The organism is Stenotrophomonas sp. 14P6.2.3, from assembly GCF_057799055.1.
On record NZ_JBYOLA010000002.1, the window covers coordinates 201,670 to 225,778 of the forward strand.

20 protein-coding genes are annotated in these 24,109 nt (G+C 66.1%); 10 read left to right on the forward strand and 10 right to left on the reverse strand.

The window, feature by feature from the left end; translation table 11 throughout:
- The first annotated feature begins 7 nt into the window (after nt 1–7).
- The 3 genes from AC27VL_RS02810 to AC27VL_RS02820 are packed head-to-tail and all read left to right on the forward strand — an operon-like array spanning nt 8 to nt 3,168.
- Complete coding sequence (locus tag AC27VL_RS02810) at nt 8–889, forward strand: CorC family transporter (protein WP_089239987.1); 882 nt, start codon at nt 8–10, stop codon at nt 887–889.
- Nucleotides 886–2,127 (forward strand): lipoprotein N-acyltransferase Lnb domain-containing protein, encoded by a 1,242-nt coding sequence (locus tag AC27VL_RS02815; RefSeq protein ID WP_488765492.1) that lies wholly within the window; start codon nt 886–888, stop codon nt 2,125–2,127. Before AC27VL_RS02810 ends, AC27VL_RS02815 begins: the two co-directional genes overlap by 4 nt.
- Before the next feature lie 6 nt (nt 2,128–2,133).
- Complete coding sequence (locus AC27VL_RS02820) at nt 2,134–3,168, forward strand: magnesium and cobalt transport protein CorA (RefSeq protein ID WP_089239983.1); 1,035 nt, start codon at nt 2,134–2,136, stop codon at nt 3,166–3,168.
- 79 nt (nt 3,169–3,247) lie between these two features.
- Here AC27VL_RS02820 and AC27VL_RS02825 read toward each other — a convergent pair whose 3' ends face one another.
- From AC27VL_RS02825 to AC27VL_RS02855, 7 genes are all read right to left on the reverse strand, one after another.
- Nucleotides 3,248–4,612 carry an NAD-dependent succinate-semialdehyde dehydrogenase gene (locus AC27VL_RS02825; RefSeq protein ID WP_488765493.1) on the reverse strand — a complete coding sequence of 455 codons (1,365 nt, stop codon included), beginning with the start codon at nt 4,610–4,612 and terminating at the stop codon, nt 3,248–3,250.
- Nucleotides 4,613–4,676: 64 nt separating this feature from the next.
- On the reverse strand, nt 4,677–5,519 hold the full coding sequence (locus AC27VL_RS02830; RefSeq protein WP_100464457.1) for an ABC transporter permease subunit: 843 nt from the start codon (nt 5,517–5,519) through the stop codon (nt 4,677–4,679).
- On the reverse strand, nt 5,516–6,448 hold the full coding sequence (locus tag AC27VL_RS02835) for an ABC transporter permease subunit (protein ID WP_089239977.1): 933 nt from the start codon (nt 6,446–6,448) through the stop codon (nt 5,516–5,518). The genes AC27VL_RS02830 and AC27VL_RS02835 overlap by 4 nt, the downstream gene beginning before the upstream one ends.
- Nucleotides 6,445–7,581, reverse strand: coding sequence for an ABC transporter ATP-binding protein (locus tag AC27VL_RS02840; RefSeq protein WP_089239975.1), 1,137 nt, complete (start codon nt 7,579–7,581; stop codon nt 6,445–6,447). Before AC27VL_RS02840 ends, AC27VL_RS02835 begins: the two co-directional genes overlap by 4 nt.
- A 189-nt stretch (nt 7,582–7,770) precedes the next feature.
- Nucleotides 7,771–8,880, reverse strand: coding sequence for a polyamine ABC transporter substrate-binding protein (locus AC27VL_RS02845; RefSeq protein WP_100552063.1), 1,110 nt, complete (start codon nt 8,878–8,880; stop codon nt 7,771–7,773).
- A 91-nt stretch (nt 8,881–8,971) separates the two neighbouring features.
- Entirely contained in the window at nt 8,972–10,366 is a 1,395-nt protein-coding gene (locus AC27VL_RS02850; RefSeq protein ID WP_089239973.1) for a glutamine synthetase family protein, read from the reverse strand.
- On the reverse strand, nt 10,363–11,124 hold the full coding sequence (locus AC27VL_RS02855; protein WP_100552062.1) for a gamma-glutamyl-gamma-aminobutyrate hydrolase family protein: 762 nt from the start codon (nt 11,122–11,124) through the stop codon (nt 10,363–10,365). The genes AC27VL_RS02850 and AC27VL_RS02855 overlap by 4 nt, the downstream gene beginning before the upstream one ends.
- Before the next feature lie 161 nt (nt 11,125–11,285).
- Here AC27VL_RS02855 and AC27VL_RS02860 point away from each other — a divergent pair, with 161 nt between their 5' ends.
- On the forward strand, nt 11,286–12,563 hold the full coding sequence (locus tag AC27VL_RS02860) for an NAD(P)/FAD-dependent oxidoreductase (protein WP_100552061.1): 1,278 nt from the start codon (nt 11,286–11,288) through the stop codon (nt 12,561–12,563).
- Between the two features lie 197 nt (nt 12,564–12,760).
- Entirely contained in the window at nt 12,761–14,371 is a 1,611-nt protein-coding gene (locus AC27VL_RS02865; protein ID WP_243381702.1) for an MASE1 domain-containing protein, read from the forward strand.
- A 112-nt stretch (nt 14,372–14,483) separates the two neighbouring features.
- On the opposite strand, the gene AC27VL_RS02870 is transcribed toward AC27VL_RS02865, so the two are convergent.
- Nucleotides 14,484–14,870, reverse strand: a complete 387-nt coding sequence (locus tag AC27VL_RS02870; protein WP_223880014.1) for a hypothetical protein — start codon at nt 14,868–14,870, stop codon at nt 14,484–14,486.
- 202 nt (nt 14,871–15,072) lie between these two features.
- On the opposite strand from AC27VL_RS02870, the gene AC27VL_RS02875 reads away from it, so the two are divergent.
- Nucleotides 15,073–16,416 carry a diguanylate cyclase gene (locus tag AC27VL_RS02875; protein ID WP_089239961.1) on the forward strand — a complete coding sequence of 448 codons (1,344 nt, stop codon included), beginning with the start codon at nt 15,073–15,075 and terminating at the stop codon, nt 16,414–16,416.
- Nucleotides 16,417–16,501: 85 nt separating this feature from the next.
- Nucleotides 16,502–16,963 carry a bacteriohemerythrin gene (locus AC27VL_RS02880; RefSeq protein WP_025875341.1) on the forward strand — a complete coding sequence of 154 codons (462 nt, stop codon included), beginning with the start codon at nt 16,502–16,504 and terminating at the stop codon, nt 16,961–16,963.
- Here the strand turns inward: AC27VL_RS02880 and AC27VL_RS02885 are convergent, their stop codons facing one another.
- Together AC27VL_RS02885 and AC27VL_RS02890 are read right to left on the reverse strand one after the other, a co-directional pair.
- Nucleotides 16,964–18,244 (reverse strand): MFS transporter, encoded by a 1,281-nt coding sequence (locus AC27VL_RS02885; protein WP_100552058.1) that lies wholly within the window; start codon nt 18,242–18,244, stop codon nt 16,964–16,966.
- Nucleotides 18,245–18,464: 220 nt separating this feature from the next.
- Nucleotides 18,465–19,961: an aldehyde dehydrogenase gene (locus AC27VL_RS02890; protein WP_488765495.1), complete on the reverse strand. Its 1,497-nt coding sequence runs from the start codon at nt 19,959–19,961 to the stop codon at nt 18,465–18,467.
- Between the two features lie 153 nt (nt 19,962–20,114).
- On the opposite strand from AC27VL_RS02890, the gene aptA reads away from it, so the two are divergent.
- The 3 genes from aptA to AC27VL_RS02905 all read left to right on the forward strand — a co-directional run bounded on the left by aptA (nt 20,115) and on the right by AC27VL_RS02905 (nt 23,826).
- A complete protein-coding gene (gene aptA, locus AC27VL_RS02895; RefSeq protein ID WP_488765496.1) occupies nt 20,115–21,467 on the forward strand; it encodes an omega-aminotransferase AptA in 1,353 nt (450 codons plus the stop codon).
- A 63-nt stretch (nt 21,468–21,530) separates the two neighbouring features.
- A complete protein-coding gene (locus AC27VL_RS02900) occupies nt 21,531–22,415 on the forward strand; it encodes a ParB N-terminal domain-containing protein (protein ID WP_089239953.1) in 885 nt (294 codons plus the stop codon).
- A 124-nt stretch (nt 22,416–22,539) separates the two neighbouring features.
- Nucleotides 22,540–23,826, forward strand: a complete 1,287-nt coding sequence (locus AC27VL_RS02905) for a DUF445 domain-containing protein (protein ID WP_488765497.1) — start codon at nt 22,540–22,542, stop codon at nt 23,824–23,826.
- The last annotated feature ends 283 nt before the right edge of the window (nt 23,827–24,109 follow it).

Here is a 24,109-nt window from a genome sequence, read left to right on the forward strand (position 1 = left end):
TCCAGAGATGTCAGAAGACGACAGTAGTAGCTCCTCCGTGGAGCACAGTGAAAAGAAGCGCGGCTGGCTTGAACGCCTGACGTCCGCTTTTTCCGGCGAACCCCACACCCGCGACGAGCTGGTCGCTGTCCTGCACACCGCGCAGGAAGAAGGGTTGATCGCCGCCGATACCCTGAAGATGATGGAAGGTGCCATTTCGGTAGCCGAGCTGACCGTGGGCGACGTGATGATCTCGCGTTCGCAGATGGTCTCGCTGCCGGTGGAGGCGCCCTTCCTGGAGCTGATGAAGCAAGTGGTCGAGTCCGGCCATTCGCGCTTCCCGGTGCATGGCGAGAACAAGGACGACATCCTCGGCGTGCTGCTGGCCAAGGACCTGCTGCGCGGCGTGGTTGCCGACAATGGTCCGGGCAACGTACGTGAACTGCTGCGCCCAGCGGTGCTGATTCCGGAAGCGAAGAAGCTCAACGTGCTGTTGAAGGAGTTCCGCCTGTCGCGCAACCACATGGCGATCGTGGTGGACGAGTACGGCGGTGTCGCCGGCCTGGTCACCATCGAAGACGTGCTGGAGCAGATCGTCGGCGACATCGACGACGAACACGACGAGGCCGAGGATTTCTCGGCGCAGATCGCCATCCAGGCCGATGGCCAGTACGTGGTCGATGCCCTCACGCCGATCGGCGATTTCAACGAGCGGTTCGGTGCCACCTTCTCCGATGAAGACTACGACACCATCGGCGGCCTGGTGACCGAAGCCGTCGGCCATCTGCCGGAAGTCGGCGATGAGCTGGCCCTGGACCGTTTCATGTTCCGTGTGGCCCGCGCCGATGCGCGCCGGGTCCAGGCTTTCCATGTAACGGTGCTGGCACCGGACGCGCAGGACGACGCTTGAAACACCGTGGCCTGATCCTGACCCTGTGGCTGGCGTTGTGCCTGCTGGCCACCGCCCTTCCACTGGCTGCGTTCGCGCAGGCAGCGGCGCCGACCGTTTCGACGGCCAGCGATGCCCCTGCCCCGCGTGTCGGCGTGGTCACCATGCAGCCGGGCACCGTGTTCTTCGAGCGCTTCGGCCACGATGCGATCGTCGTGCTGGACCCGGTGAGCGGCGAGGCGATTTCGTACAATTTCGGCTACTTCGATCCGTCCGAACAGGATTTCATCGGCCGCTTCGTGCGCGGCGACATGATGTATTACCTGGTGGCGCTGCCACTGCAGCAGGACCTGTCGTACTACGACGAGACCGGCCGCGGCGCCAGCGTACAGTGGCTGGATATCACCCCTGCGCAGGCACGCTCGCTGGCCGCCGACCTGGCCGAACGGGCCAAGCCGGAAAACGCGCGCTACCACTACGACTACTACACCGCCAACTGCGCGACGATGGTGCGCGACACCCTCGACAAGGCGTTGGGGGGCGGGCTGCACTCGCAGCTGTCCGGCCGTTCGCGCGGCAACACCTATCGCAGCGAGTCGGTACGGCTGGCGTCCCCTGCCCCGTGGATGTGGCTGGGCTTTGATATCGGCCTGGGCCCGTTTGCCGACCAGCCGCTGTCGCGCTGGCAGGAAGCCTTCGTGCCGATGCGCCTGGCCGACGCCCTGCGCCAAGCCCGCAACAGCGACGGCCACCCGCTGGTGCAGTCCGAGCAGGAACTGCTGCCGCACCGCATCGACCCCGAGCCGAAGGAGTTCGCGCGCCGCTGGTGGCCGTGGCTGCTGTGTGGCCTGGTGATCGCGGCGGGCGTGCTGGCGCTGCGCAACCGTCCGCGCCTGCTGGCCGGCCTGGCCTTGCCGCTGTGGCTGCTGTGCACGATCGCCGGTGGCCTGCTGGTGTTCCTGTGGGGCTTCAGCACGCACTACGCCGCCTGGGCCAACCGCAACCTGCTGCTGCTCTCGCCGCTGTGCCTGCTGTTGTTGCCGGGGGCGATCAGCCTGCTGCGGCGGCGCGTGCCCGGTCGCATGTTCAGGATCGTGCTGTGGCTGGTGGCGGTGCAGGCCGTGGCCGCGCTGGTGCTGCACTGGCTGAGCCTGCAGGCGCAGTACAACGTGCAGTGGATCGTGCTGCTGCTGCCGGTCCACGCTGCATTGGCCTGGGTGCTGGGGCGCCGTCCTCACTTGTCGGAAACGCAGCACTGACGCACGATGGCGGGCATGTCATTGCCCGCCTCATTGCCCGCCCCTGCTGCCGCCTCCGCCGCAGCCAATCCCACCTGCGTCATCAACTGCGTCCACTACGATGACGACGGCAAACGCCACGACATCAGCCTGGATGCCATCAGCGATGTCATCGCCAGCAACAACGGTTTCGTCTGGGTCGGCCTGTACGACCCGAACGAAGACGTACTGCTGAAGCTGCAGGAAGAATTCTGCCTGCACGACCTGGCGGTCGAGGATGCACGCAACGCGCACCAGCGCCCCAAGGTGGAGGCCTACGGCAACTCGTTGTTCGTGGTGGTGACCACCGCGCAGATGGTCGACGAGCGCATCCAGTACGGCGAAACCCATGCCTTCCTCGGCCCACGGTTCCTGGTGACCGTGCGCCATGGCGCCTCGCTGTCGTACGCGCCGGTGCGCGCACGCGTCGAGCGCGAACCACAACTGCTGAAGATGGGGCCGTCGTACTGCCTGTACGCCGTGGCCGACTTCGTGGTGGACAACTACCTGCCCATCACCAACCGTTTCCGCGACACCCTGGAACTGCTGGAGAAGGACATCTTCGCCGACAGCTACAAGCGCAGCACCGTTGTGCGCCTGTATGAGCTCAAGCGCGAGTTGAACAAGATGCGGATGGCAGTGGCGCCACTGCAGGATGTACTGGCGCAGCTGCGCCGCTACCAGGGCGAACTGTTCCCGGACGAAGTGAAGCTGTATATCCGCGACGTGCACGACCATGCGGTACGCATCAGCGATGTGATCGACACCCTGCGCGAGATGCTGGGCACGGCCTTGAGCGTGAACCTGTCACTGGTGACGCTGGCCCAGGGCGAGACGGTGAAGCGACTGGGTGCATGGGCCGCGCTGCTGGCCGCGCCGACGTTGATCACCAGCTGGTATGGCATGAATTTCAGCCACATGCCGGAATTGAACCAGCCGTGGGCCTACCCGCTGATGATCGTCGGCGTCGGTGGCATCTGCGTCGGCCTGTACCGGCTGTTCAAGCGGGTGAAGTGGTTGTAGTAAAGGCGTATCGACCAACGGTCGATACCCACCAGACCGGTAGGCCACGACCGTTGGTCGTGGCGCATTGGACGATCCATCAAGCCACGTAGATGGTCTTGATGTTCATGAACTCATGGATGCCGTGGTCGGCCAGTTCGCGGCCGAAACCTGATTCCTTGCTGCCGCCGAACGGCAACCGCGCGTCGCTCTTGACGATGGCGTTGACGAACGCCGCGCCGCATTCCATGCGCTGGGCGAAGGACTCACCGCGCACCGGGTCACGCGTCCACACGCTGCCGCCGAGGCCGAAGCGGGTGTCGTTGGCCACACGCAGTGCCTCGGCTTCATCCTTGACCCGGATCACGGCGGCGACCGGCCCGAACAGTTCTTCGTCATAGGCCGGCATGCCCGGCCCCACCTGGTCGAGCACGCTGGCCGGGTAGCCCGCATGCGAACCGGCGATCGGTTCGCCGCCGATCAGCACGCGCGCACCTTTGGCGACGCTGGCCTGCACCTGCTTGTGCAGTTCGTCGCGCAGGTCGGCACGGGCCATCGGCGCCAGCGTGGTGTCGCGCTCGTTCGGGTCGCCGTACTGGCGCTCGCCTGCGGCCTCGACGAAGCGCCGGGTGAATTCATCGGCCACCGCGTCCACCACGATGAACCGCTTGGCGGCAATGCAGGTCTGGCCACTGTTGTCGAAGCGCGACTTCACCGCGGCGGCCACCGCCTTGTCCAGGTCGGCATCATCGAGCACCACGAAGGCGTCGCTGCCGCCCAGCTCCATCACCGACTTCTTCAACTGGCTGCCAGCGTTGGATGCGATCGAGCGCCCTGCCCGCTCGCTGCCGGTCAGGGTCACGGCTTTCACCCGTGCATCGCGCAGCACCTCGGCGGCCTGGTCGTTGTCGATGTGCAGCACGTCGAACACGCCGTCAGGCAGGCCACCATCGCGGCATACGGCCAGGATCAGGTCGGCGCACTGCGGCACGTTGCTGGCGTGCTTGAGCAGCGCCACGTTGCCGGCCATGAACGCCGGAGCAAGGAAGCGGAACACCTGCCAGATCGGGAAATTCCACGGCATCACCGCGAACACGCAGCCGATCGGCTCATAGCGCACGTAGCTGCGCTGCGCCTCGGTATCGATCAGTTGCGGCTTCAGGTAGTCGGCGGCGTGGTCGGCATAGAACTCACAGGTGGTCGCGCACTTTTCCACTTCGGCCAGGGCTTCGGCCTTCAGCTTGCCCATTTCGCTGGTCATGGCCTGCTGCAGGTCGTCGCGGCGCGCACGCAGCTGGCCAGCGATCTGCTTGAGGATCGCCCCACGTTCCTGCAGCGAGCGCTCGGCCCAGCGCGGGAATGCATCGGCTGCCGCCTGCAGGCGCCGCTCGATGGCAGCGGCGTCCATCAGCTCATGGCGGTAGGTCACCTGGCCGGTGGCCGGGTTGATGATCTCGACGGTCATTGGGGGGTCTCCATCAGGTAGACCCCCATTGTGCGCCGGCCGCCGTGAGCCGGATGTTGCTGGCTCAGCCGTTGTCCTGGCGTGCCAGCTGCAGATCGCGCTGGCGTCGCTTCTCGGCACGCGCGTTGATGTACCAGCCGATCACCGCGGCAATCGACACCGCCGACACCAGCAGCGTGGCCAGCGCATTGATCTTCGGGCTGATGCCCATGCGCACCGAGGCGAACACCTTCATCGGCAGCGTGGTCGAGCCCGGCGTGGCGACGAAGCTGGCCACCACTACGTCATCCAGCGACAAGGTGAAGGCGAGCAGCCAGCCGGCCACCAGCGCCGGCGCGATGATCGGCAGGGTGATGCGGCCGAACACGGTCAGCCGGCTCGCGCCCAGGTCCATCGCCGCCTCTTCCAGCGACAGGTCCATCTCCTGCAGGCGCGAGGACACCACCACGGTGACGAAGCACAGGGTGAAGGTGACGTGGGCGATCCAGATGGTGGCAAGGCCACGCGCCGGGAAACCCGGAATCGCGCCCATCGAGGCCAGCAGTGCCATCAGCGAGAAGCCGAGGATCACGTCCGGCATCACCAGCGGCGCGGTCACCAGCGCACCGAAAAACGGCTTGCCGCGGAAGCGCTTGAAGCGGGTCATCACCATCGCCGCCAGCGTGCCGAGCACGGTGGCGGTACAGGCGGTCCAGAACGCGACCACCAGGCTGGTCCACATCGCATCCATCAGCGCGCGGTCGGCAAACAGATCGCTGTAAGCGCGGGTGGAGAACCCGGCCCAGACCATGGCCAACCGCGAGCTGTTGAACGAATAGAACATCAGCAGCAGGATCGGCAGGTACAGGAAGGCGAAGCCGAGCAGCAGCACGCCCAGCCCCAGGCCTTTGGCAGAACGCGGGCTCATGCCTGCTTCCCTTCCAGCAGTCGCTGCTGGGATCGGTTGAACAGCAGGATCGGCACCAGCAGCAACAGGATCATCGCCACTGCCATCGCTGAGGCGCCCGGCCAGTTGCGGTTGTTGAAGAACTCGTTCCACAGCTGGCGACCGACCATCAGCGTTTCCGAGCCACCGAGCATTTCCGGGATCACGAACTCGCCGATCGCCGGAATCATCACCAGCATGCAGCCGGCGATGATGCCCGCCTTCGACAGCGGCAGGGTGATGCGCAGGAACGCCTGCCACGGCTTGGCACCGAGATCGTAGGCCGCTTCCAGCAGGCGGTGGTCATGCTTGACCAGGTTGGCGTACAGCGGCAGCACCATGAACGGCAGATAGCAGTACACGATGCCGATATAGGCGGCGGTCGGGGTATCGATCAGCTGCAGCTTGGGCAGGCCCATGTTGGTCATCAGCGTCTGCAGGCCGGTGTACTGCAGGAACTGGTCGAGCAGGCCGTTGCGGTCCAGGATCGCCTTCCAGGCATAGACGCGGATCAGGAACGAAGTCCACGAAGGCAGCACCACCAGCATCATCGCCACGTTGCGCGCGGCCGGCGACAGGCGGGCGATGGCATAGGCCATCGGATAGCCGATCAGCAGGGTGAGGAACGTCGAGATCGCGGCGATCTTGATCGAGCTCAGGAACGCCTGCGCGTAGATCGAATCGCGGAACAGCGCCAGGTAGTTCTCGAGGTTGAGCTTCAGTGAAAGGCCGCCATCGACGTACTGCAGCAACCAGGTATACGGCGGCGAGCCGACCCGGCTGTGCGAGAAACTGATCATCAGCACGATCAGGAACGGCACGGCGAAGAACAGCAGCAGCCACAGGTACGGAATGCCGATGACCGTGGCACGCGTGCCCGGCAGCCAGCGCTTCAGGCCCGCCGTGCTCATGAGGTCAGCACCACGCCATCGTTGTCACGCCAGTGCACCCACACCTCGTCGCCCCAGGTCAGGCCATCGCTGGCCCAGCGCTGCGAGTTGGCGAAGTTGGCCAGCACCTTGGCACCACTGGGCAGGCGCACGTGGTAGACCGAATGGCTGCCGAAGTAGGCGATGTCCTCGATCACGCCCTGCGCCTTGTTGGTGTGCCCTTCCGGCTCGTCCTTGCCGATCATCACCTTCTCCGGGCGCAGCGCGAACGCGACCGGCTGCCCTTCATAACAGGTGATGCCGTGGGCGATGTAGACCGGCGCCGGGAACAGCGGCGAGCGCACGGTCACGTATTCGGGCAGGTCCTCGTCGATCACGCCGTCGAACAGGTTCACCGAACCGATGAACTCGGCGACGAAGCGGTTGGCCGGCTGCTCGTAGACCTCGTCGGGCTTGCCGACCTGCTGGATCCAGCCGGCGTCCATCACCGCGATGCGCGTGGCCATGGTCATCGCCTCTTCCTGGTCGTGGGTGACCATCACGCAGGTCACGCCCGAGGATTCGATGATGCTGACCAGCTCCAGCTGCATCTGCGAGCGCAGCTTCTTGTCCAGCGCGCCCATCGGTTCGTCCAGCAGCAACAGCTTGGGCCCCTTGGCCAGCGACCGCGCCAGCGCCACGCGCTGCTGCTGGCCGCCGGACAACTGGTGCGGCTTGCGCTTGCCCAGGTGGCCCATCTGCACCAGGTCGAGCATCTCGCCCACCCGCTTGCCGATGGCCTCGCGGCCCAGTCCATCCTGCTTCAGGCCGAAGGCGATGTTCTGCTCCACGGTCATATGCGGGAACAGGGCGTAGGACTGGAACATCATGTTGACCGGCCGCTGGTACGGCGGCAGCGCATCCATCCGCTGGCCATCGACGGTGATGCTGCCCTTGGTGGGCGTCTCGAACCCACCCAGACAGCGCAGCAGGGTCGATTTACCGCTGCCCGAGCCGCCCAGCAGGGCGAATATCTCGCCCTTGCGGACGTCCAGGTTGACGTCATCGACGGCGACGAAGCCATCGAATTCCTTGCGCAGATCACGAATGGAGAGATAGCCGGGCACACCGGTCGCTTCGACGACGGCGGCTTCCGGCTGGGCTTCAACGGGCATGGGGGCTCCGGGAGCGGGCGGTGGACAGCGGCCGCCATTCTAACGGCCGGGGGCCGCAAGTGCGTGCCGGCCGACGGGCGGCACCCACCGGGCCGGGGGGATCTGCAGATCTGGTGGGTGCCGACCGTTGGTCGGCCCTGCCGGGAAAGCGTGCCGACCAACGGCCGGCACCCACCTGCCAGCCGGCCCTTACCTGCCGGTCTTCACCTCGGTCCACAGCCGGGTGTAGAGCTTGTCGGTCTCCGGCGTGTTGATCGAATAGGTGAACATTTTCTCGGCCACGTCGGCCGGCGGATAGATGGTCGGGTCGGTGCGGATTGCCTCGTCCACCAGCGGGGTCGCAGTCGGGACCGGGTTGCCGTAGTGGATGAAGTTGGTGTTGGCCGCGGCCACCTTCGGTTCCAGCAGGTAGTTGATGAACGCGTAGGCCGCTTCCGGATGCTTGGCATCCTTCGGAATCGCCAGCATGTCGAACCACTGCGGCGCGCCTTCCTTGGGAATCGAATAGGCCACGTGCACGCCATTGCTGGCTTCGGCCGCGCGGTCGCGGGCCTGGATGATGTCACCCGACCAGCCCACCACCAGGCAGGTGCCGCCGTTGGCCAGCGAGCCAACGTACTGCGAGGAGTGGAAGTTCTGCACGTACGGACGGATCGACTTCAGCAGGTCGGCCGCCTTCTGCAGGTCGGCCGGATCGCCGCTGTGCGGATCCAGGCCGAGGTAGTGCAGCGCGATCGGAATCATGTCCGCCGGCGTGTCCAGGATGGTCACGCCGCAGTCCTTCATCTTGCTGATGTTTTCCGGCTTGAACACCAGGTCCCAGCTGTTGGCGATGTCGGCGCTGCCACCGAAACGCTCCTTCAGCATGTCCACGTTGTAGCCGATGCCGGTGGTGCCGATCATGTACGGCACGCCGTACTGGTTGCCCGGATCCTGGGTGGCGATGCGCTTCATCACCGCCGGGTCGAGGTTGGCCAGGTTCGGGATCTTCGACTTGTCCAGCGGCAGGAACACACCGGCCTGGATCTGCCGGCCGAAGAAGTTCAGCGTCGGCACCACCACGTCGTAGCCGCTGTTGCCGGCCAGCAGCTTGGTCTCGACCATCTCGTCACTGTCGAACACATCGTAGGTGACCTTGATCCCGCTCTGCTTCTCGAAGTTCGGGATGGTGTCTTCGGCGATGTAGTCGCTGTAGTTGTAGACGTTCAGGACCTTGCTGTCCTGTCCGCCGCCGTTGCCGCCGCCACAGGCGGAAAGCATGGCGGAGGCCAGGCCGAGCGTGAGGATACGCAGCTTCATCGGGTGCTCCAGAATGCGGAAAGGGGGGCCGGCCGGGCCGGCGACGGGTGCCAGCCTACCCCCCGGCGACGGATTTTTCTATTCGCGGCCTTCACACGTTCAGCAGCAGGAACTCGCGTTCCCACGAACTGATCACGCGGAAGAACGTCTCGTATTCCTTGCGCTTGACCGAGATGTAGGCGCGGCAGAAGCGCTCGCCGAGCAATGCCTGCAGCTCGCTGCACTGCTCCAGCCCGTCCAGTGCTTCACCCAGCGAACGCGGCAGGTCGTAGCCCAGCTCCTTGGCGCTGCCGGTCACCGGTGCATCCGGCGCGAGGCGCTCGCGGATGCCGAGCAGGCCACAGGCCAGGGTCGCGGCCATCGCCAGGTAAGGGTTGGCATCGGAGCCGGCAAAGCGGCTTTCCACCCGCATGTTCTCCGGCGTATCCAACGGTACCCGCAGGCCGCAGGTGCGGTTGTCGAAGCCCCAGTGCACGTTGCTCGGCGAGACTTCGCCGAACACCAGGCGCCGGTAGGAATTCACGTTCGGCGCGAAGAACGCCATGGCCATCGGCACATATTTCTGCAGGCCAGCCAGGTAGTGGGCGAACAGCGGGCTGAAATCCTCACCGCCGTGCTCGCCGGTGAACACGTTCTGGCCATCACTGATCCGCAGCAGGCTCTGGTGGATGTGCATCGCACTGCCCGGCTCGTTCTCCATCGGCTTGGCCAGGAAGGTGGCATACACCCCGTGGCGCATCGCCGACTCGCGCATGGTGCGCTTGAACAGGAACACCTGGTCGGCCAGATCCATCGCGTTGGCGTGGGTGAAGTTGACCTCCAGCTGCGCCGCGCCGGATTCGTGGATCAGCGTGTCCACGTCCAGCTTCATCGCATCGCAGTAGTCGTACATCAGGTCGAGGATCGGGTCGAACTCGTTGACCGCGTCGATCGAGTACGACTGCCGCGCCGTTTCCGGGCGCCCCGAGCGGCCAGCCGGGGGCAGCAGCGGGAAATCCGGATCGGTGTTCTTCTGCACCAGGAAGAACTCCAGCTCGGGCGCAACCACCGGTCGCAGGCCGAGCTCGGTGTAGGCATCCAGCACCCGGCGCAGCACGTTGCGCGGGGCCAGTTCGTGTGGCTCGCCGTTTTTGGTGTAGCAGTCGTGGATGACCTGCGCAGTCGGGTCAGTCGCCCACGGCACCATGCGAACGGTGTCCGGATCGGGGCGCAGGATCATGTCCGAGTCCGACGGCGAAGTCAGGTCGTAGTAGTCGTCCGGGAATTCGCCGGTGACCGTGGTCGCGAAGATGCCCTCCGGCAAGCGCGTGCCGTAATCGTGCGAGAACTTGTCGGCCGGGATGATCTTGCCTCGCGCATTGCCGGTGATGTCCGGAACCAGGCATTCGACCTCGGTGATGCGCCGCTCCTTCAGCCAGCGCAGCAGGCTGCTTTCCTGCGGTGGCGTGGGCGTAGCCGTCTTGCGCGGGCGCGTTCGCGAACTCATGGGGATTCCAGTCGATTCTGTTGATGCTGCCGGCAAGCTTGGCCGAACGCACGGAAAATAGCGTGATAGAACGGCGTCTGCATGACACGCCACTCCGGATGCCACTGTACGCCGAGCACGAATCGATGGCGCTGGCTGCGTGCCGCTTCGACCAGGCCATCATCGGCCCGGGCCTCGATCTGCAGGCCTTCGGCCAGTCTCGCGATGCCCTGCCCGTGCACCGAATTGACCTGTACCCGATCGCCGGCAGACCACTGTGCCAGCCAACCGCCATCGGCCAGGGTGATCGCATGAGCGGGCCCATACTGGACCTCCACCGGCGCCTGCGGGTCTTCACGATGATCGGTCAGGCCAGGCACCGCATGCACCTGCGGATGAAGCGTGCCGCCGAGCGCCACATTCAATTCCTGGAATCCGCGGCAGATCGCCAGCACCGGCAGATCCATCGCCAGCGCCTCGTGCAGCAGGGCGAACGCCGTGGCATCGCGGGCCGTGTCGTGCAGGTTACCCTCCCAGGTGCGGCCCCCTTCGTAATGCTGCGGCTCGATGTTGCTGACCGCGCCGGTCAACAGCAGGCCGTCCAGGCCCTGCAACCAGTCGCGTGCCGGCAGCGGCGGCTGCAGGCTCGGCAGCACCAGTGGCGTTGCCTGCGCAGCGTCAACCAAGGCACGCACATATTTTTCCCCGGCCACCGCGAAACGATGATGGCCGAGCACGGTGCTGTCGGTGGGCAGGCCCACCCAGGGCAGGCGGCGCATGGGAAAACTCCTTGGCGTGCAATCACGTTACCCGCCCGGCACTGGCAACGGCAAGCCGCTGCCCTCACACCACGGGCGCTCCGCTTGGGCCAAACTATCGGCGTGAAGCCCGACCGTCCTCCCCCGCTCCGACGCCCTTTCCCGCTTCTGCGAGGCCGCCGGTGAGCGCCGCCTTCCCGCCCAGCTGGTACGCCAGCAGCCTGCCCGAAACGCCCGCGTTGCCGCCACTGCGCGGTGAGCTGCAGGCCGATGTAGCGGTACTGGGCGCCGGCTATACCGGCCTCACCGCCGCACTGGAACTGGCCCTGCGCGGCCAGCGGGTGGTGCTGCTGGAGGCACAACGGATCGGCTGGGGAGCCTCTGGCCGCAATGGTGGCCAGGCGCTGGTGGGCTACGGGTGTGAGGTGGACGAGCTGGAACGCCAGCTCGGCCGGGACGATGCACGCCACCTGTTCGACTGGTCGCGTGACGCGGTACAGGCGATGCGCGCGCGCATCGACCGGCATGGCATCGATTGCCATTGGGTGCAGGGCCACGCCAGCGTCGCCATCCGCGCACGCCACGAGCAGGACCTGCGCGCCAACTGCGAGCATCTGCAGCAGCACTACGACTACCCGATGCAGTGGTGGCCGCGCGATACCCTGCGCATGCAGCTGGACAGCCCGCGCTACCGCGCGGCGATGTTCGACCCGCTCAGCGCGCACCTGCATCCGCTGGCCTACGCCCGTGGGCTGGCCGATGCCGCGCGCGCGGCCGGCGTGGTCATCCACGAACAGTCGCCGGTAACGCGCATTCAACGTGGTGCACACGCGGTGCTGCATACCGACCACGGCAGCGTGCGCGCGCCGCAGCTGGTGGTGGCCGGCAACGCCCTGCTGCAGGGGCTGGTGCCTGAGCTGGAACGGCGCATCATGCCGGTCGGAACGTATATCGGCGCCAGCGCGCCGCTGGGTGCCGAGCGCGCACAGGCCCTGATCGGCAACAACATGGCGGTCTCCGATACCGCCTGGGCGTTGGACTATTTCCGCCTCAGCCATGACCACCGCCTGTTGTTCGGCGGCCGTGCCAGCTATTCCGCGCTGCCCCCGCCCGGCCTGCACCGGGTGATGCAGCGGCGCATGCACCAGGTGTTCCCGCAGTTGGCCGACATTCCGCTGCAGCAGGTCTGGGGCGGTTACGTGGATATCACCCGCAACCGCGCCCCGCACTGGGGCAGGCTGGATGGAAATCTGTACTTCGCGCAGGGCTTCTCCGGCCACGGTGTGGCAGCGGCCGGGCTGGCCGGCGAGGTCATCGCCGCCGCGATTGCGGGCCAGAGCGAGCGTCTGGACGTGTTCCAGCGCCTGCAGCATGCGCCCTTCCCCGGCGGACGCCTGCTGCGCATGCCGCTGCTGGTAGCGGCCATGTCCTGGTACAAACTGCGGGATGCGCTGTGGTGAGTCATCGGGAAGCGAGCTGAATATACCGTCCCCCGAAAACTGTGAAACTCGTCGCCGCAGGTAATCATGTGATGACTTTCCCACTTGTCGGGCAGACCACTGAGGCGATTGCATAATCGAACGTGTGTCGATACCGTCGGTAAGAACCGGGTCCCGCGGCGAATGGATGCTGACAGGGAACGTACTGTGAAGGGGTAGTGCGATTGAACTGGTGGAATGAAGGCCTGCAGTTGAAGTTGCGTATCCGCCCGGCGGGGCTGGTCCTTGCGCTGCTGTACGCCGTCGCATGCTGGGCGTCGCGCCAGTTGTCGCTCGACCAGTTCTATCTGCCTGCCGGCGTCCGCGTCGCTGCAGTGTTGTTGTTCCCCCCTCGCTGGTGGCCATATCTGCTGCTGGGCGAATATGCCTACTTTGCGCAGATGCGCGTGCCAATGATCGAGAAGTATGGGCTGGCCTGGATCGTGCTGGGTTCGGCACTGCTGATGCCTGCCGTGATGCTGATCGTGCATCTGCACCGGAAGATGATGCTGAACACGAAGAACGCGTGGCTGATTTCAGTCGCGGCGGCGTCGGCGCTGGTGGTCACGGCGCTCAATCTGGTGCTGGCACACCTTCTGTGGCCGACACCACCGGAGATGCCGGTACTTGCCAGCATCGCGCGCTTGGTCGTCGGCGACTTCATCGGCATTCTGACCCTTGCGCCACTCGCATTGCTGTGGACACGACGGACCAGCAACGCCCGATGGACGTCGGGTTTCGCCCCGCCTGCACTCGCTGCCCTGACGCTGATGGCGATGATTGGCCTGTATGCCGCACAGCTGCCCCTGGACGAAGTCAACGCCAAGACGTCGATGCAGCTGCTGATGGCGCTGCCGGTCGTCGTGCTTACCTGCCTGTACGGCTGGCGAGGTGCGGCGATCGGCGTGCCCTCGCTCAACCTGATCATTGGCCTGACCACGCCCAGCCCCTACACGGGTGCGTTCGATCCAGCCGCCTTCGCAACCCAGCAGATCATGGCGGTCACCGGCGCCGCGCTGCTGGTGCTGGGCTCGCGCATCACCCACTACTACCACCGTTCGAGACTGGGCGAAGTGGGTGAAAAGGATGCGCTCAAGCATGCGCGTAATTCACTGGTGGCAAGCGAGCTTGATCTCCGCGAGCGCGCCCGGCACCTGAGGAAGCTGGGGGACGGCATCGACACCTCGCTCAGCGAGGTGGTGAACTGGCTCAATGCTCAGGGCCATCCCACGATAGCGAACAGTCTCCTGCACATGGCTTCGGTCCATTCGCGACAGTTCCGGGAACAGACCAGCATGGTCTACCCCGCAGCGCTGGAACATCTTGGGCTCTATGTCGCCCTCCAGGCCGGCGGCGTACGTGAAACCTGGGACCTGAGCCATCGGGTGATGCGCCCTCGCCTGCTCGGCGATCCCTGTCAGCTCAGTGTCGGCCTGCAGCTGGCCGCCTATCGCGCCCTCACCGATGCCGTTTCGCTGTTGATCAACAGTGAATCAGGCCAGATCCGCATCCGCGTGCGTTGCGGCCAGGCAGGCGGGCGCCGCGGCATCCTGATGACGGTCGCACTGCTGGATTCATATCGCAGCCTGGCACCGTCCACCGTCACCGCCACAGTGGAGCGCTTGGCTGGCCGGACGATTGCCTATGGTGGAACGGTGCAGTGCCATCGGAACCGGATACGGATGGCGATGGTGGAAACGGGTGATTCCGCTGCCCTCGGCCTGGCGTCGTTCAACCCAATGGATCACGTGACGGCCTTCGGGCAGGGAAACTCGCAGACCCAGACCTGACGGCCGGTATCCGCCGAGGGCCTCCCTTGCCGCATATCGTGCTTCGGCCACATCCATCGCGGCAAACGCAGCGGCGTGGGAGATCCCGACGCCGCTGCGCACTTCACCGTCTTTACGGTGTTTCCACCGACCAGATGACGTCGCCGCCACTGCGATAGCGCACCAGCGAGAAATCACTGCCGCTGTAGATCTGCGAGCGACTGGCACCTGCCGGAATCTGGATCTGCTGCTGGGGCAGCGAAACCCGGGCTGCGTTGTTGCCTGCCGGCAGCACCCAGTAGGTGCCTCCTGCATTGCCGATGATCAGCTGCACATTTCCGAGCAGGTCATTCACCTGCAGATAGGTGATGCCGTCACGCTGGAATCCATACAGCTGCCAGCTGGGGTCCTGGCTGAGATTGATCGCGGCCGGACTGGCCTGCCCCAATCCAGCCGTAGCCAACGGCTTTCCATGGAAATCCGACGGACCGCCCGCGATTGCCGGGGCAGCGGCAAGCATCAGAAATCCAGTAGCCGCACCAAAACATGAAAATCGCACAATGACCTCCAGGTCGAAGTTAACGTCGGGAACCTCCAGCAGATACTAACCGCTTCCTGTCCAATCAATTGGCCAAGCGACGGGCATGGACGTTTTCGTCCTAAAGTTACGCCCGAAACCGCCGCTATCCGTGCCAAGACTTTCCCACATGAGCCACCGCATCATGCCCGTCCTGTCGCAGGCCGCTCTGGATGGCGACCTGACCGATCCCCTGCCTCAGCGGATCCTGCTGGTGGAAAACTCGCGCGCGTTTACCGGCATGCTGCGCGAGGCAATCGAACAACGCCTGGAGCTGCCGGTGGTGGTGGCCAGCTCGCTGGCCGAGGCCGACCGGCTGCTCAGCACCGAGGACGGCTGGTTCCTGGTCCTGACCGGGCTGGTGCTGGCCGATGGTGACCGCGACGCGGTGGTCGAGTTCTTCCTCAAGCGCAACCTGCCCACCGTGGTGGTCAGCGGTGTGTATGACGAGGACCTGCGCAAGCGCGTGCTGCAGCAGCAGATCATCGACTACGTACTGAAGAACACCCCGGGCAGCATCGACTATCTGGTCTGGCTGGTGCAGCGCCTGGAGCGCAACCGGCGCATCGCCGCGCTGGTGGTGGACGACTCGCCGTCCGCGCGTGGCTATGCCGCCGCCCTGCTGCGCATGTACGGTCACGAGGTGTACGAAGCGGCCGATGGCAACGAAGGCCTGGCGGCGATCGAGGCCCACCCGGCGATCCGCCTGGCCGTGGTCGACCAGGAAATGCCGGGCATGCAGGGCGTGGAGTTCACCCGTCGCCTGCGCACCCTGCGTTCGCGCGACAAGGTGGCGGTGATCGGCATTTCCGGCAATACCGATGCGTCGCTGATCCCGCGTTTCCTGAAGAACGGCGCCAATGACTTCCTGCGCAAGCCCTTCTCGCGCGAAGAGTTCTTCTGCCGTGTGTCGCAGAACGTCGACCAGCTGGAGCTGATCGGCACGCTGCAGGACCTGGCCACCCGCGATTTCCTCACCGGCCTGCCCAACCGCCGCTGCTTCCTGGAACAGAGCCAGCGCCAGCTGCCGCAACTGCAGCTGCATGGCCAGTGCGTGGCGGTGGCGATGATCGACATCGACCATTTCAAACACATCAACGACACCCACGGCCACGAAGCCGGTGACGATGCGCTGCGTGCGGTAGCCCGTGCCGTCGGCGACCACGCGCGCAGCCAGGACCTGATCGCGCGCTTCGGCGGCGAGGAATTCTGCCTGCTGGTGCCGGACATGGAACAGGACGAAGCGCTGCTCTATTTCGAGGAGCTGCGCCAGCGCATCGCCGCGCTGGAAGTGGACATCGGCAGCGCCACCCTGCGCATGACGGTCAGCATCGGCCTGTGCTGCCTGCGGCCGCAGCGCGATGCCCTGCACCGGCTGATTTCCGAGGCCGATCGCCAGCTGTACCTGGCCAAGGCCGGCGGCCGCAACCGGGTCAGCTGCACCACGGTGGCCAGCCCGTTGCGTCCGCGCGAGGCTGCGCTGTCCTGACCGGCATGCTTTGATCCAGATCAACGCCGCCTGCGGGCGGCGCCTCTACAGTCGGCCCCGACATCAGCATGAAGGGGAGCCGGGGATGGCACTACTGGTCTGGCAGGACGATCTGAACATCGGCATCGATGTGATCGATCAACAACACCGCCGCATCATCGAGATGCTCAACCACCTGCACGTGGCGCAGACCAGCCTGCAGCGCGCGGCGGTAGGCGAAGTGATCGACGAGGTGGTGGACTACACCATGTCGCACTTCGCATTCGAAGAAGAGCTGATGGAGGAAGCGGGCTATCCGTTCTGCGCCGCGCACAAACGTGTGCATGAGGTCTTCATCAAGCGGGTATCGGAATACCGCATGCGCTTCCAGGCCGGCGAGGACATCAGTGACGAGCTGCGCACCATGCTCTCGCGCTGGCTGTTCAACCACATCCGCGGCGACGACCAGGCCTATGCCGAACAGGTCAAGCAGCACCTGAACCAGTTTGCCCGCGAACACCAGAGCGGCGGCTGGCTGGGCCGCACGCTCAAGCGCTTCTTCGGCTGATCAGTGCTGGCGGCGCTGCAGTGCCAGCAGCGCACACAACGTGACCACCGCGGTCAGGCACAGGTAGTAGCCGACCGCGACCAGCCCGTATCGCTCGGCCAGCCAGGTCGCCAGGTACGGCGCCGGCGCTGCACCAAGAATGCCCGCCAGGTTGAACGACAGCGAGGCGCCGGTGTAGCGCACCTCCACCGGGTAGATCTCGGCCAGGAAGGTGCCGCAGGGGCCGTAGGTCAGCCCCATCAGGAACAGGCCCAGGCACAGGAACGTCAGCACCAGCCACGGGCTGCCGGGCTGGAACAACGGTGCGAACAGCACGCCGAAGCCGATGATCAGCAGACTGGCGATGGCCATCGTGCGGCGTGTCCCCCAGCGGTCGCCGTAACGTGCCGACAGCGGGATGCCGGCGGCGAAGAACAGCATCGCCACCATCTGCATCAGCAGGAACTGTTCGCGGCTGTATCCCAGCACGGCGGTGCCGTGGCCGAGGCTGAACACTGTCATCAGGTAGAACAGCACGAAGGTGGCGAATGCACCCAGCGTGCCCAGCAGCATCGGCAGCGGATGGTCGCGCAGCACCGTCCACATCGGCAGGCGCACCGGCGCCTTGCGCTCCAGCGCGCGTTTGAAATCCGGCGTCTCATGGATGTTCAGGCGCACCCACAGGCCCAGGCCGACCAGCAGTGCGCTGGCCACGAACGGAATGCGCCAGCCCCATTGCAGGAAATCGTCCTGGCCCAGGCAGCGACCGAGCAGCAGGAAGATGCCCGCTGACAGCAGGAAGCCGATCGGTGCACCCAACTGCGGGAACATGCCGTACCAGGCGCGTTTGCCCGGCGGTGCGTTTTCGGTGGCCAGCAGCACCGCCCCACCCCACTCGCCTCCCAGGCCCAGACCCTGGCCGAAGCGGCACAGGGCCAGCAGCGCCGGCGCCCACAGGCCGATCTGCGCATGGGTCGGCAGCAGGCCGATGGCGACCGTGGACAGGCCCATGGTCAGCAATGCAGCCACCAGTGTGGCCTTGCGGCCGATACGGTCACCGAAGTGGCCGAACACCGCCGAGCCGACCGGGCGCGCGATGAAGGCCACCGCGAAGGTCGCCAGGGACTGCAGCAATGCGGCCTGGTCACTGCTTTCCGGGAAGAACAGGTGCGGGAACACCAGCACCGCGGCAGTGGCGTAGATGTAGAAGTCGAAGAACTCGATGGTGGTGCCGATCAGGCTGGCCAGCAGGACACGGCGGGGAGAATTCACGGGTGGCGCGGCAGCGGTGATCGTCGACATCGGCAAGGCGGGTAACGGCGGATCGACCGATTCTGCCACGCTTGACGGTCCCCCCGGGGCAATGGTTTCAGGCGACACCGACGCCAATGAATTCTTTCTGCGTGGATGAATCCCACCATGCCGCCTCTACAGTAGATCCACGCCATGCGTGGATGAATCTGCCCGGCGCCAACCAAGGTTGGCGTCTACCAAAGGCAGCCGGGCGCGGCGCGGCTCGGCGCTACAACTGGATCCAGGTGGCCTTCATCTCGCTGTACTTGTCGAAGGCATGCAGCGATTTGTCGCGGCCGTTGCCGGACTGCTTGTAGCCACCGAATGGCGCCGTCATGTCACCGCCGTCCCAGCCGTTCACCCACACGCTGCCCGCACGCAGCTGGCGCGCCACGCGATGGGCGCGACCGAGATCCCGCGTCCACAGGCCGGCAGCCAGCCCGTAGCGGCTGTCGTTGGCCACGCGCACGGCCTCGGCTTCGTCGTCGAAGCCGAGCACGGCCAACACCGGGCCGAACACTTCCTCGCGGGCCAGCGCCTGCTCCGGCCGCACCTGGTCGAACACCGTCGGCTGCACATAACAACCGCCCGCCTCCACCTCGGCACGCTGGCCGCCCAGCAGCAGGCGCGCGCCATCGGCTTCGGCCCGGGCGATGTCGGCCAGCACCTTGTCCACATGCGCGGCATCGACCAGCGCCCCCATCGGTGCATCTGCCTCCAGCGGATGGCGGGGCTGCATGCGCTGGCCATAGGCGATCACCTGGTGCACGAAGTCATCGCGGATCGCACGCTGCACCAGCAACCGCGAACCGGCCGTGCAGACTTCACCCTGGTTGAAGAAGATGCCCTGCGCCACGCCCTTGGCCGCCGCATCCAGGTCCGGTGCATCGGCGAACACCACGTGCGGACTCTTGCCACCACATTCCAGCCAGACCCGCTTGAGGTTGGAACGACCGGCGTACTCCAGCAGCTTCGCGCCGGTAGCGGTGGAGCCGGTGAAGGCCAGCACGTCCACATCCATGTGCAGCGCAAGCGGCTCGCCCACGCGTGAACCGTGGCCCGGCAGCACGTTCAGTACGCCCTCGGGCAAACCCGCTTCGGCCGCCAGTGCGGCCAACCGCAACGCACTCAGCGGCGAGCGCTCAGAGGGTTTGAGCACCACCGAGTTGCCCATCGCCAATGCCGGCGCGATCTTCCAGCAGGCCATCAACAGCGGAAAATTCCACGGCACGATGGCCGCCACCACGCCTGCGGCCTCGCGTGTCACCAGGCCCAGCTCGTGCGGCCCGGTGGGCGCGATTTCACCATACAGCTTGTCCACCGCTTCGGCGGTCCAGGTCAGGCAGCGCACCACACCAGGCAGGTCGATGCGACGCGCATCGCGGATCGGTTTGCCCATGTCCAGCGTTTCCAGCAGGGCCAGCTCATCGGCATGCGTCTCCACCAGCGTTGCCAGTGCCAGCAGCACGCGCTTGCGATGGGCAGGGCTGGCCTGCGACCAGTGGCCTGCCTCGAACGCGCGGCGCGCCGAGGCCACCGCACGGTCCACGTCCTGCGCATCACAGTCGACCACCGCGCCCAGTACGCGCCCGTCGATCGGGCTGATGCAATCAAAGCGCGCACCGCTGGCGGCATCCATGTAACGGCCATCGATGAACGCTTGGCCGGGAATCGCCACGCGGCGGGACAGGGCCTGCCAGTGGCTGCGGTCGGGGAAGTGGGTCATGGGGTCCTCCGCGTATCGACTGTCCGCCGTTATACCGACGCGGCCGCTACCGGGCCGTGACGTGCACATCCCGCCCGTACCGGGCCGTGCCCGCCGACAGATCCGTGACGCAGCTGCGCTAGAGTCACAACCATCGGACCCGATGGAGCCGGCATGAAAACCCCTGCAAGCGACCTGCACGACCTGGCCACCCAGCGCCCCGATTCACTGGACGCGTACTGGATGCCGTTCACTGCCAACCGCCAGTACAAGGGCGCGCCGCGCATGCTGGTACGCGCCGAGGGCATGCACTACGAAGACGTGGATGGGCACGCCATCCTTGATGGCACCGCTGGCCTGTGGTGCTGCAATGCAGGGCATGCGCGCCGGCGCATCGTCGACGCGATCGCCGAGCAGGCCGCCACGCTCGATTACTCGCCCGCCTTCCAGATGGGTTCGCCGCCGGCCTTCGCCCTGGCGCAGCGACTGGCGGCGCTGGCCCCGGCCGGGCTCAACCACGTGTTCTTCACCAGCTCGGGCTCGGAGGCGGTGGATTCGGCGATGAAGATCGTGCTGGCCCATCACCGCCTGCGCGGCGAAGGCCAGCGCACGCGTTTCATCAGCCGCGAGAAGGCCTACCACGGGGTCGGCTTCGGCGGCATGGCCTTGGGCGGGCTGCCCAACAACCGCCGCCAGTTCGGCCTGCAGCTCGGCGGCGTGGACTATCTGCGGCACACCCTGGACCTGTCACGCAATGCCTTCAGCAAGGGCCTGCCGCGCCAGGGTGCCGAGCTGGCCGACGATCTGGAACGGCTGATCGCCTTGCACGATCCCTCCACCATTGCCGCCGTGTTCGTCGAGCCCATCGCCGGTTCGGCCGGCGTGATCCTGCCGGCACCGGGGTATCTGCAGCGCCTGCGCGAGATCTGCGACCAGCACGGCATCCTGCTGGTGTTCGATGAAGTCATCACCGGTTTCGGCCGGGTCGGCATGGCGTTCGCCGCACAGCGTTTCGGGGTCACCCCGGACCTGCTGACCTTCGCCAAGGGCGCCAGCAACGGCGCGGTACCGCTGGGTGGCGTACTGGTCGGCGACAGCGTGCATGCCAGCTTCATGCAGGGTCCGCCACAGGCCATCGAGCTGTTCCATGGCTATACCTATTCGGGCCACCCCTTGGCCTGCGCCGCGGCGCTGGCCACGCTGGACGTCTACGCCGAGGAACGCCTGTTCGAGCGTGCGATCGAACTGGGCGAGTACTGGCAGGAGCGCCTGCATGCCCTGCAGGGGCTGCCGAACGTGATCGACATCCGCAACTTCGGCCTGGTAGGTGCGGTGGAGCTGGCGCCGCGCAAGGACGCACCCGGCAGCCGTGGCTACGAGGTGTTCCGCCGCTGCTTCCACGACGGGCGCCTGCTGGTGCGCTGTACTGGCGACATCATCGCGTTGTCACCGCCGCTGATCGTGGACAAGGCACAGATCGACCAGATCACCGGCACCCTGGGCGAGATGATCCGGGCCACCGCCTGAGGCCGGGACGGTGGTGGCGAGCGGGTACAATGGGCGGTTCCGCTCCTGCCCGTTGCCGTGCCCATGAACATCGTCGTCAAAGAAGAACTCAAGGCCTACATCGACCCGCTCACCGCGGACGAACACGAGGCGCTGGAGCGCAGCATCCTCGCCGAAGGCTGCCGCGATGCGCTGGTGCTGTGGGGCGAGGTGCTGGTGGATGGACACAACCGCTTCGGCATCTGCCAGAAGCATGACCTGCCGTTCAACACCGTGCAGAACACCCGCTTCCAGAGCATGGAAGACGTGCACCTGTGGATGATCGAGCAGCATCTGGGACGGCGCAGCGTCTCCGATTTCCAGCGCGGCGTATTGGCCCTGCGCAAGCGCGACATCCTGTCCGCCCGCAAGCAGGTCGAGCAGGCGCAGCTGCAGCGGGAAAGTGACGGCACCGCCGAGCCTGCCGACGAGGCCGGCGAGGACAGCCCGCCGTGGGAACCGGCGCCGAAGATCAGCCGTGCCGAACTGGCCCGCGAAGCCAAGCTGAGCACCAGCCAGGTCGGCATGATCGAGCGCATCCACGCCCAGGCCGCGGCCGAGGTGGTGGAAGCGGTGAAGGCCGGCATGATCTCGATCAGCGCCGCTGCTGCCGTGGCTGACCTGCCGGAAGAAGAGCAGCGCGCCGCTGCCGCCGGTGGCAAGGATGAACTGAAGCAGGCTGCAAAGCGTGTGCGTGAATCCAAGCGCAAGCCGCGCGCGCCGAAGCCGGAAACGGAGTCGCCGGAAATGGACTTCGAAGAAGCCAACGAGGATGAGATCGCCAGCCGCGATGCCGAGGTACTGGCTGCGCTGGAGCAGCTGGGCGAGGATGCCCCGGCGCTGCGCCGTCGCGTGGTGAACCTGACCCGCGAGAACGACACCCTGCGCGCGCAGCTGGCCCACCTGCGAAAGCAGCTGGAAGCGCTGTAACCGATCGCGTCACGCCGCTGTAGAGCCGAGCCCATGCTCGGCTGCCTTGCGCGCGGCAAAGAGCAGCCGAGCATGGGCTCGGCTCTACAGGTAGGCGTCACCGGCCTGCGGGTAGACTTCAGGCATGACGTCTGCCATCGATCCGCGCCGCGCTCAGCTGCGGCGCCTGAAAGCCCTCGCCCTTGGCCTGCTGCTGTTGATGCTGGCCGGCTTCGCGGTCAGCCACTGGCAGGGTGAGCGCGGCATCTGGGCCTGGGTCTCGGCCTTCTGCGAGGCTGCCGCAGTCGGCGCACTCGCGGACTGGTTCGCGGTGGTCGCCCTGTTCCGGCGGCCGATGGGCCTGCCGATTCCGCATACGGCGATCATTCCGCGCAGCAAGGAACGCATCGGCGACAGCCTGGCCCTGTTCGTGCGCGACCAGTTCCTGGAACCGACGGTGCTGCTGGCCAAGCTGCAGGTGTTCGACCCGGCCAGCCGCCTCGGCAGCTGGCTGGCCGATCCCGCGCGGTCGCGGATGCTGGCCGACATGGCCCGTGGCTGGGCACTGCAGGCGCTGGACTTCTTCGATGAAGCTGCGGTGCGGCGGCAGCTGCACAGCTTCGTGGTGCAGCAGCTGCGGCAGTGGAATGCCGCGGCCACCGCCGGCGAACTGCTGGGCCTGCTGACCGCCGATGGCCGCCACCAGCGGGTGCTGGACGAAGGCCTGCAACGGCTGGGGCGCTGGCTGGAACAGCCGGAAGTTAGGGAACGCGCTTCGCAGCTGATCGTGCGCTACATCCAGCGCGAATGGCCGACGCTGTCGAGCACGGTGAACTGGATCAAGCCGATCGATGAGATCGGCGACAACCTTGCCGAACGCCTGGCACGGGCGGTGCTGGAAGAACTGCAGCAGGTGCTGGCCGAGCCACAGCATCCGCTGCGCCAGGATTACGAGCAGTGGCTCGGCAACTACATGCAGCGCCTGCGCGAAGACCCGGCACTGGCCGAGCGCATTGAGCAGCTCAAGCAGGAAATGATCGACCACCCTGCCCTGCAGGAGTACGTACAGGGCCTGTGGTCGCGCATCCAGGCCAGCCTGCGCGGCGATCTGCAGCGCGAGGACTCGGCCCTGGTCGGCCATCTGCAGCGCAGCCTGGCCTCGCTGGGCGACAGCCTGCAATCGGACCCGGCGTTGCGCGAGGCGTTGAACCAGCACCTGCTGGAAGGCGCACAGCGCCTCACCGGGCGCCTGCGCGAGGGCGTCACCACCCATATCGCACAGACCGTGAAGAGCTGGGACGAACGCCACTTGGTCGAGCAGCTGGAACTGAGCGTGGGCCGCGACCTGCAGTTCATCCGCTTCAACGGCACCCTGGTGGGCGGCCTGATCGGCCTGCTGCTGCACGCGGCCACGGTGTTGTTCCGTTTCTAGGCTGAGATTCCGGAGTCCTGGCCAGTAGATCCACGCCACGCGTGGATGAGGGAAGCTGTCACGCTTGCTTAACGAAATGCGAATGCCTATCATTTACTGATCGGTTGTACGCTTAGCCAAGCGGGGCACGGAAGCACGCGCCCACCCGCCCCTTCGCCCGTGTACATCCCCCGACCACTGGGTCGCCTGCCTGCCGCAGGTGGCGCACCGTCGATGGGAATCACGCTGGGCGACGTGCGCGGAGCGCATGGCTGCCATGGGTGCGTTTGCCATCGCCTGTTTT

Bases quoted from the DNA above. Each gene is read 5' to 3' on its own strand.
- AC27VL_RS02810 (WP_089239987.1), top strand. From the start codon at position 8: ATGTCAGAAGACGACAGTAGTAGCTCCTCCGTGGAGCACAGTGAAAAG.
- AC27VL_RS02820 (WP_089239983.1), top strand. From the start codon at position 2,134: ATGGCGGGCATGTCATTGCCCGCCTCATTGCCCGCCCCTGCTGCCGCC.
- AC27VL_RS02825 (WP_488765493.1), bottom strand. From the start codon at position 4,612: ATGACCGTCGAGATCATCAACCCGGCCACCGGCCAGGTGACCTACCGC.
- AC27VL_RS02830 (WP_100464457.1), bottom strand. From the start codon at position 5,519: ATGAGCCCGCGTTCTGCCAAAGGCCTGGGGCTGGGCGTGCTGCTGCTC.
- AC27VL_RS02835 (WP_089239977.1), bottom strand. From the start codon at position 6,448: ATGAGCACGGCGGGCCTGAAGCGCTGGCTGCCGGGCACGCGTGCCACG.
- AC27VL_RS02840 (WP_089239975.1), bottom strand. From the start codon at position 7,581: ATGCCCGTTGAAGCCCAGCCGGAAGCCGCCGTCGTCGAAGCGACCGGT.
- AC27VL_RS02845 (WP_100552063.1), bottom strand. From the start codon at position 8,880: ATGAAGCTGCGTATCCTCACGCTCGGCCTGGCCTCCGCCATGCTTTCC.
- AC27VL_RS02850 (WP_089239973.1), bottom strand. From the start codon at position 10,366: ATGAGTTCGCGAACGCGCCCGCGCAAGACGGCTACGCCCACGCCACCG.
- AC27VL_RS02855 (WP_100552062.1), bottom strand. From the start codon at position 11,124: ATGCGCCGCCTGCCCTGGGTGGGCCTGCCCACCGACAGCACCGTGCTC.
- AC27VL_RS02870 (WP_223880014.1), bottom strand. From the start codon at position 14,870: ATGCTTGCCGCTGCCCCGGCAATCGCGGGCGGTCCGTCGGATTTCCAT.
- AC27VL_RS02875 (WP_089239961.1), top strand. From the start codon at position 15,073: ATGCCCGTCCTGTCGCAGGCCGCTCTGGATGGCGACCTGACCGATCCC.
- AC27VL_RS02880 (WP_025875341.1), top strand. From the start codon at position 16,502: ATGGCACTACTGGTCTGGCAGGACGATCTGAACATCGGCATCGATGTG.
- AC27VL_RS02885 (WP_100552058.1), bottom strand. From the start codon at position 18,244: ATGTCGACGATCACCGCTGCCGCGCCACCCGTGAATTCTCCCCGCCGT.
- AC27VL_RS02890 (WP_488765495.1), bottom strand. From the start codon at position 19,961: ATGACCCACTTCCCCGACCGCAGCCACTGGCAGGCCCTGTCCCGCCGC.
- aptA (WP_488765496.1), top strand. From the start codon at position 20,115: ATGAAAACCCCTGCAAGCGACCTGCACGACCTGGCCACCCAGCGCCCC.
- AC27VL_RS02900 (WP_089239953.1), top strand. From the start codon at position 21,531: ATGAACATCGTCGTCAAAGAAGAACTCAAGGCCTACATCGACCCGCTC.
- AC27VL_RS02905 (WP_488765497.1), top strand. From the start codon at position 22,540: ATGACGTCTGCCATCGATCCGCGCCGCGCTCAGCTGCGGCGCCTGAAA.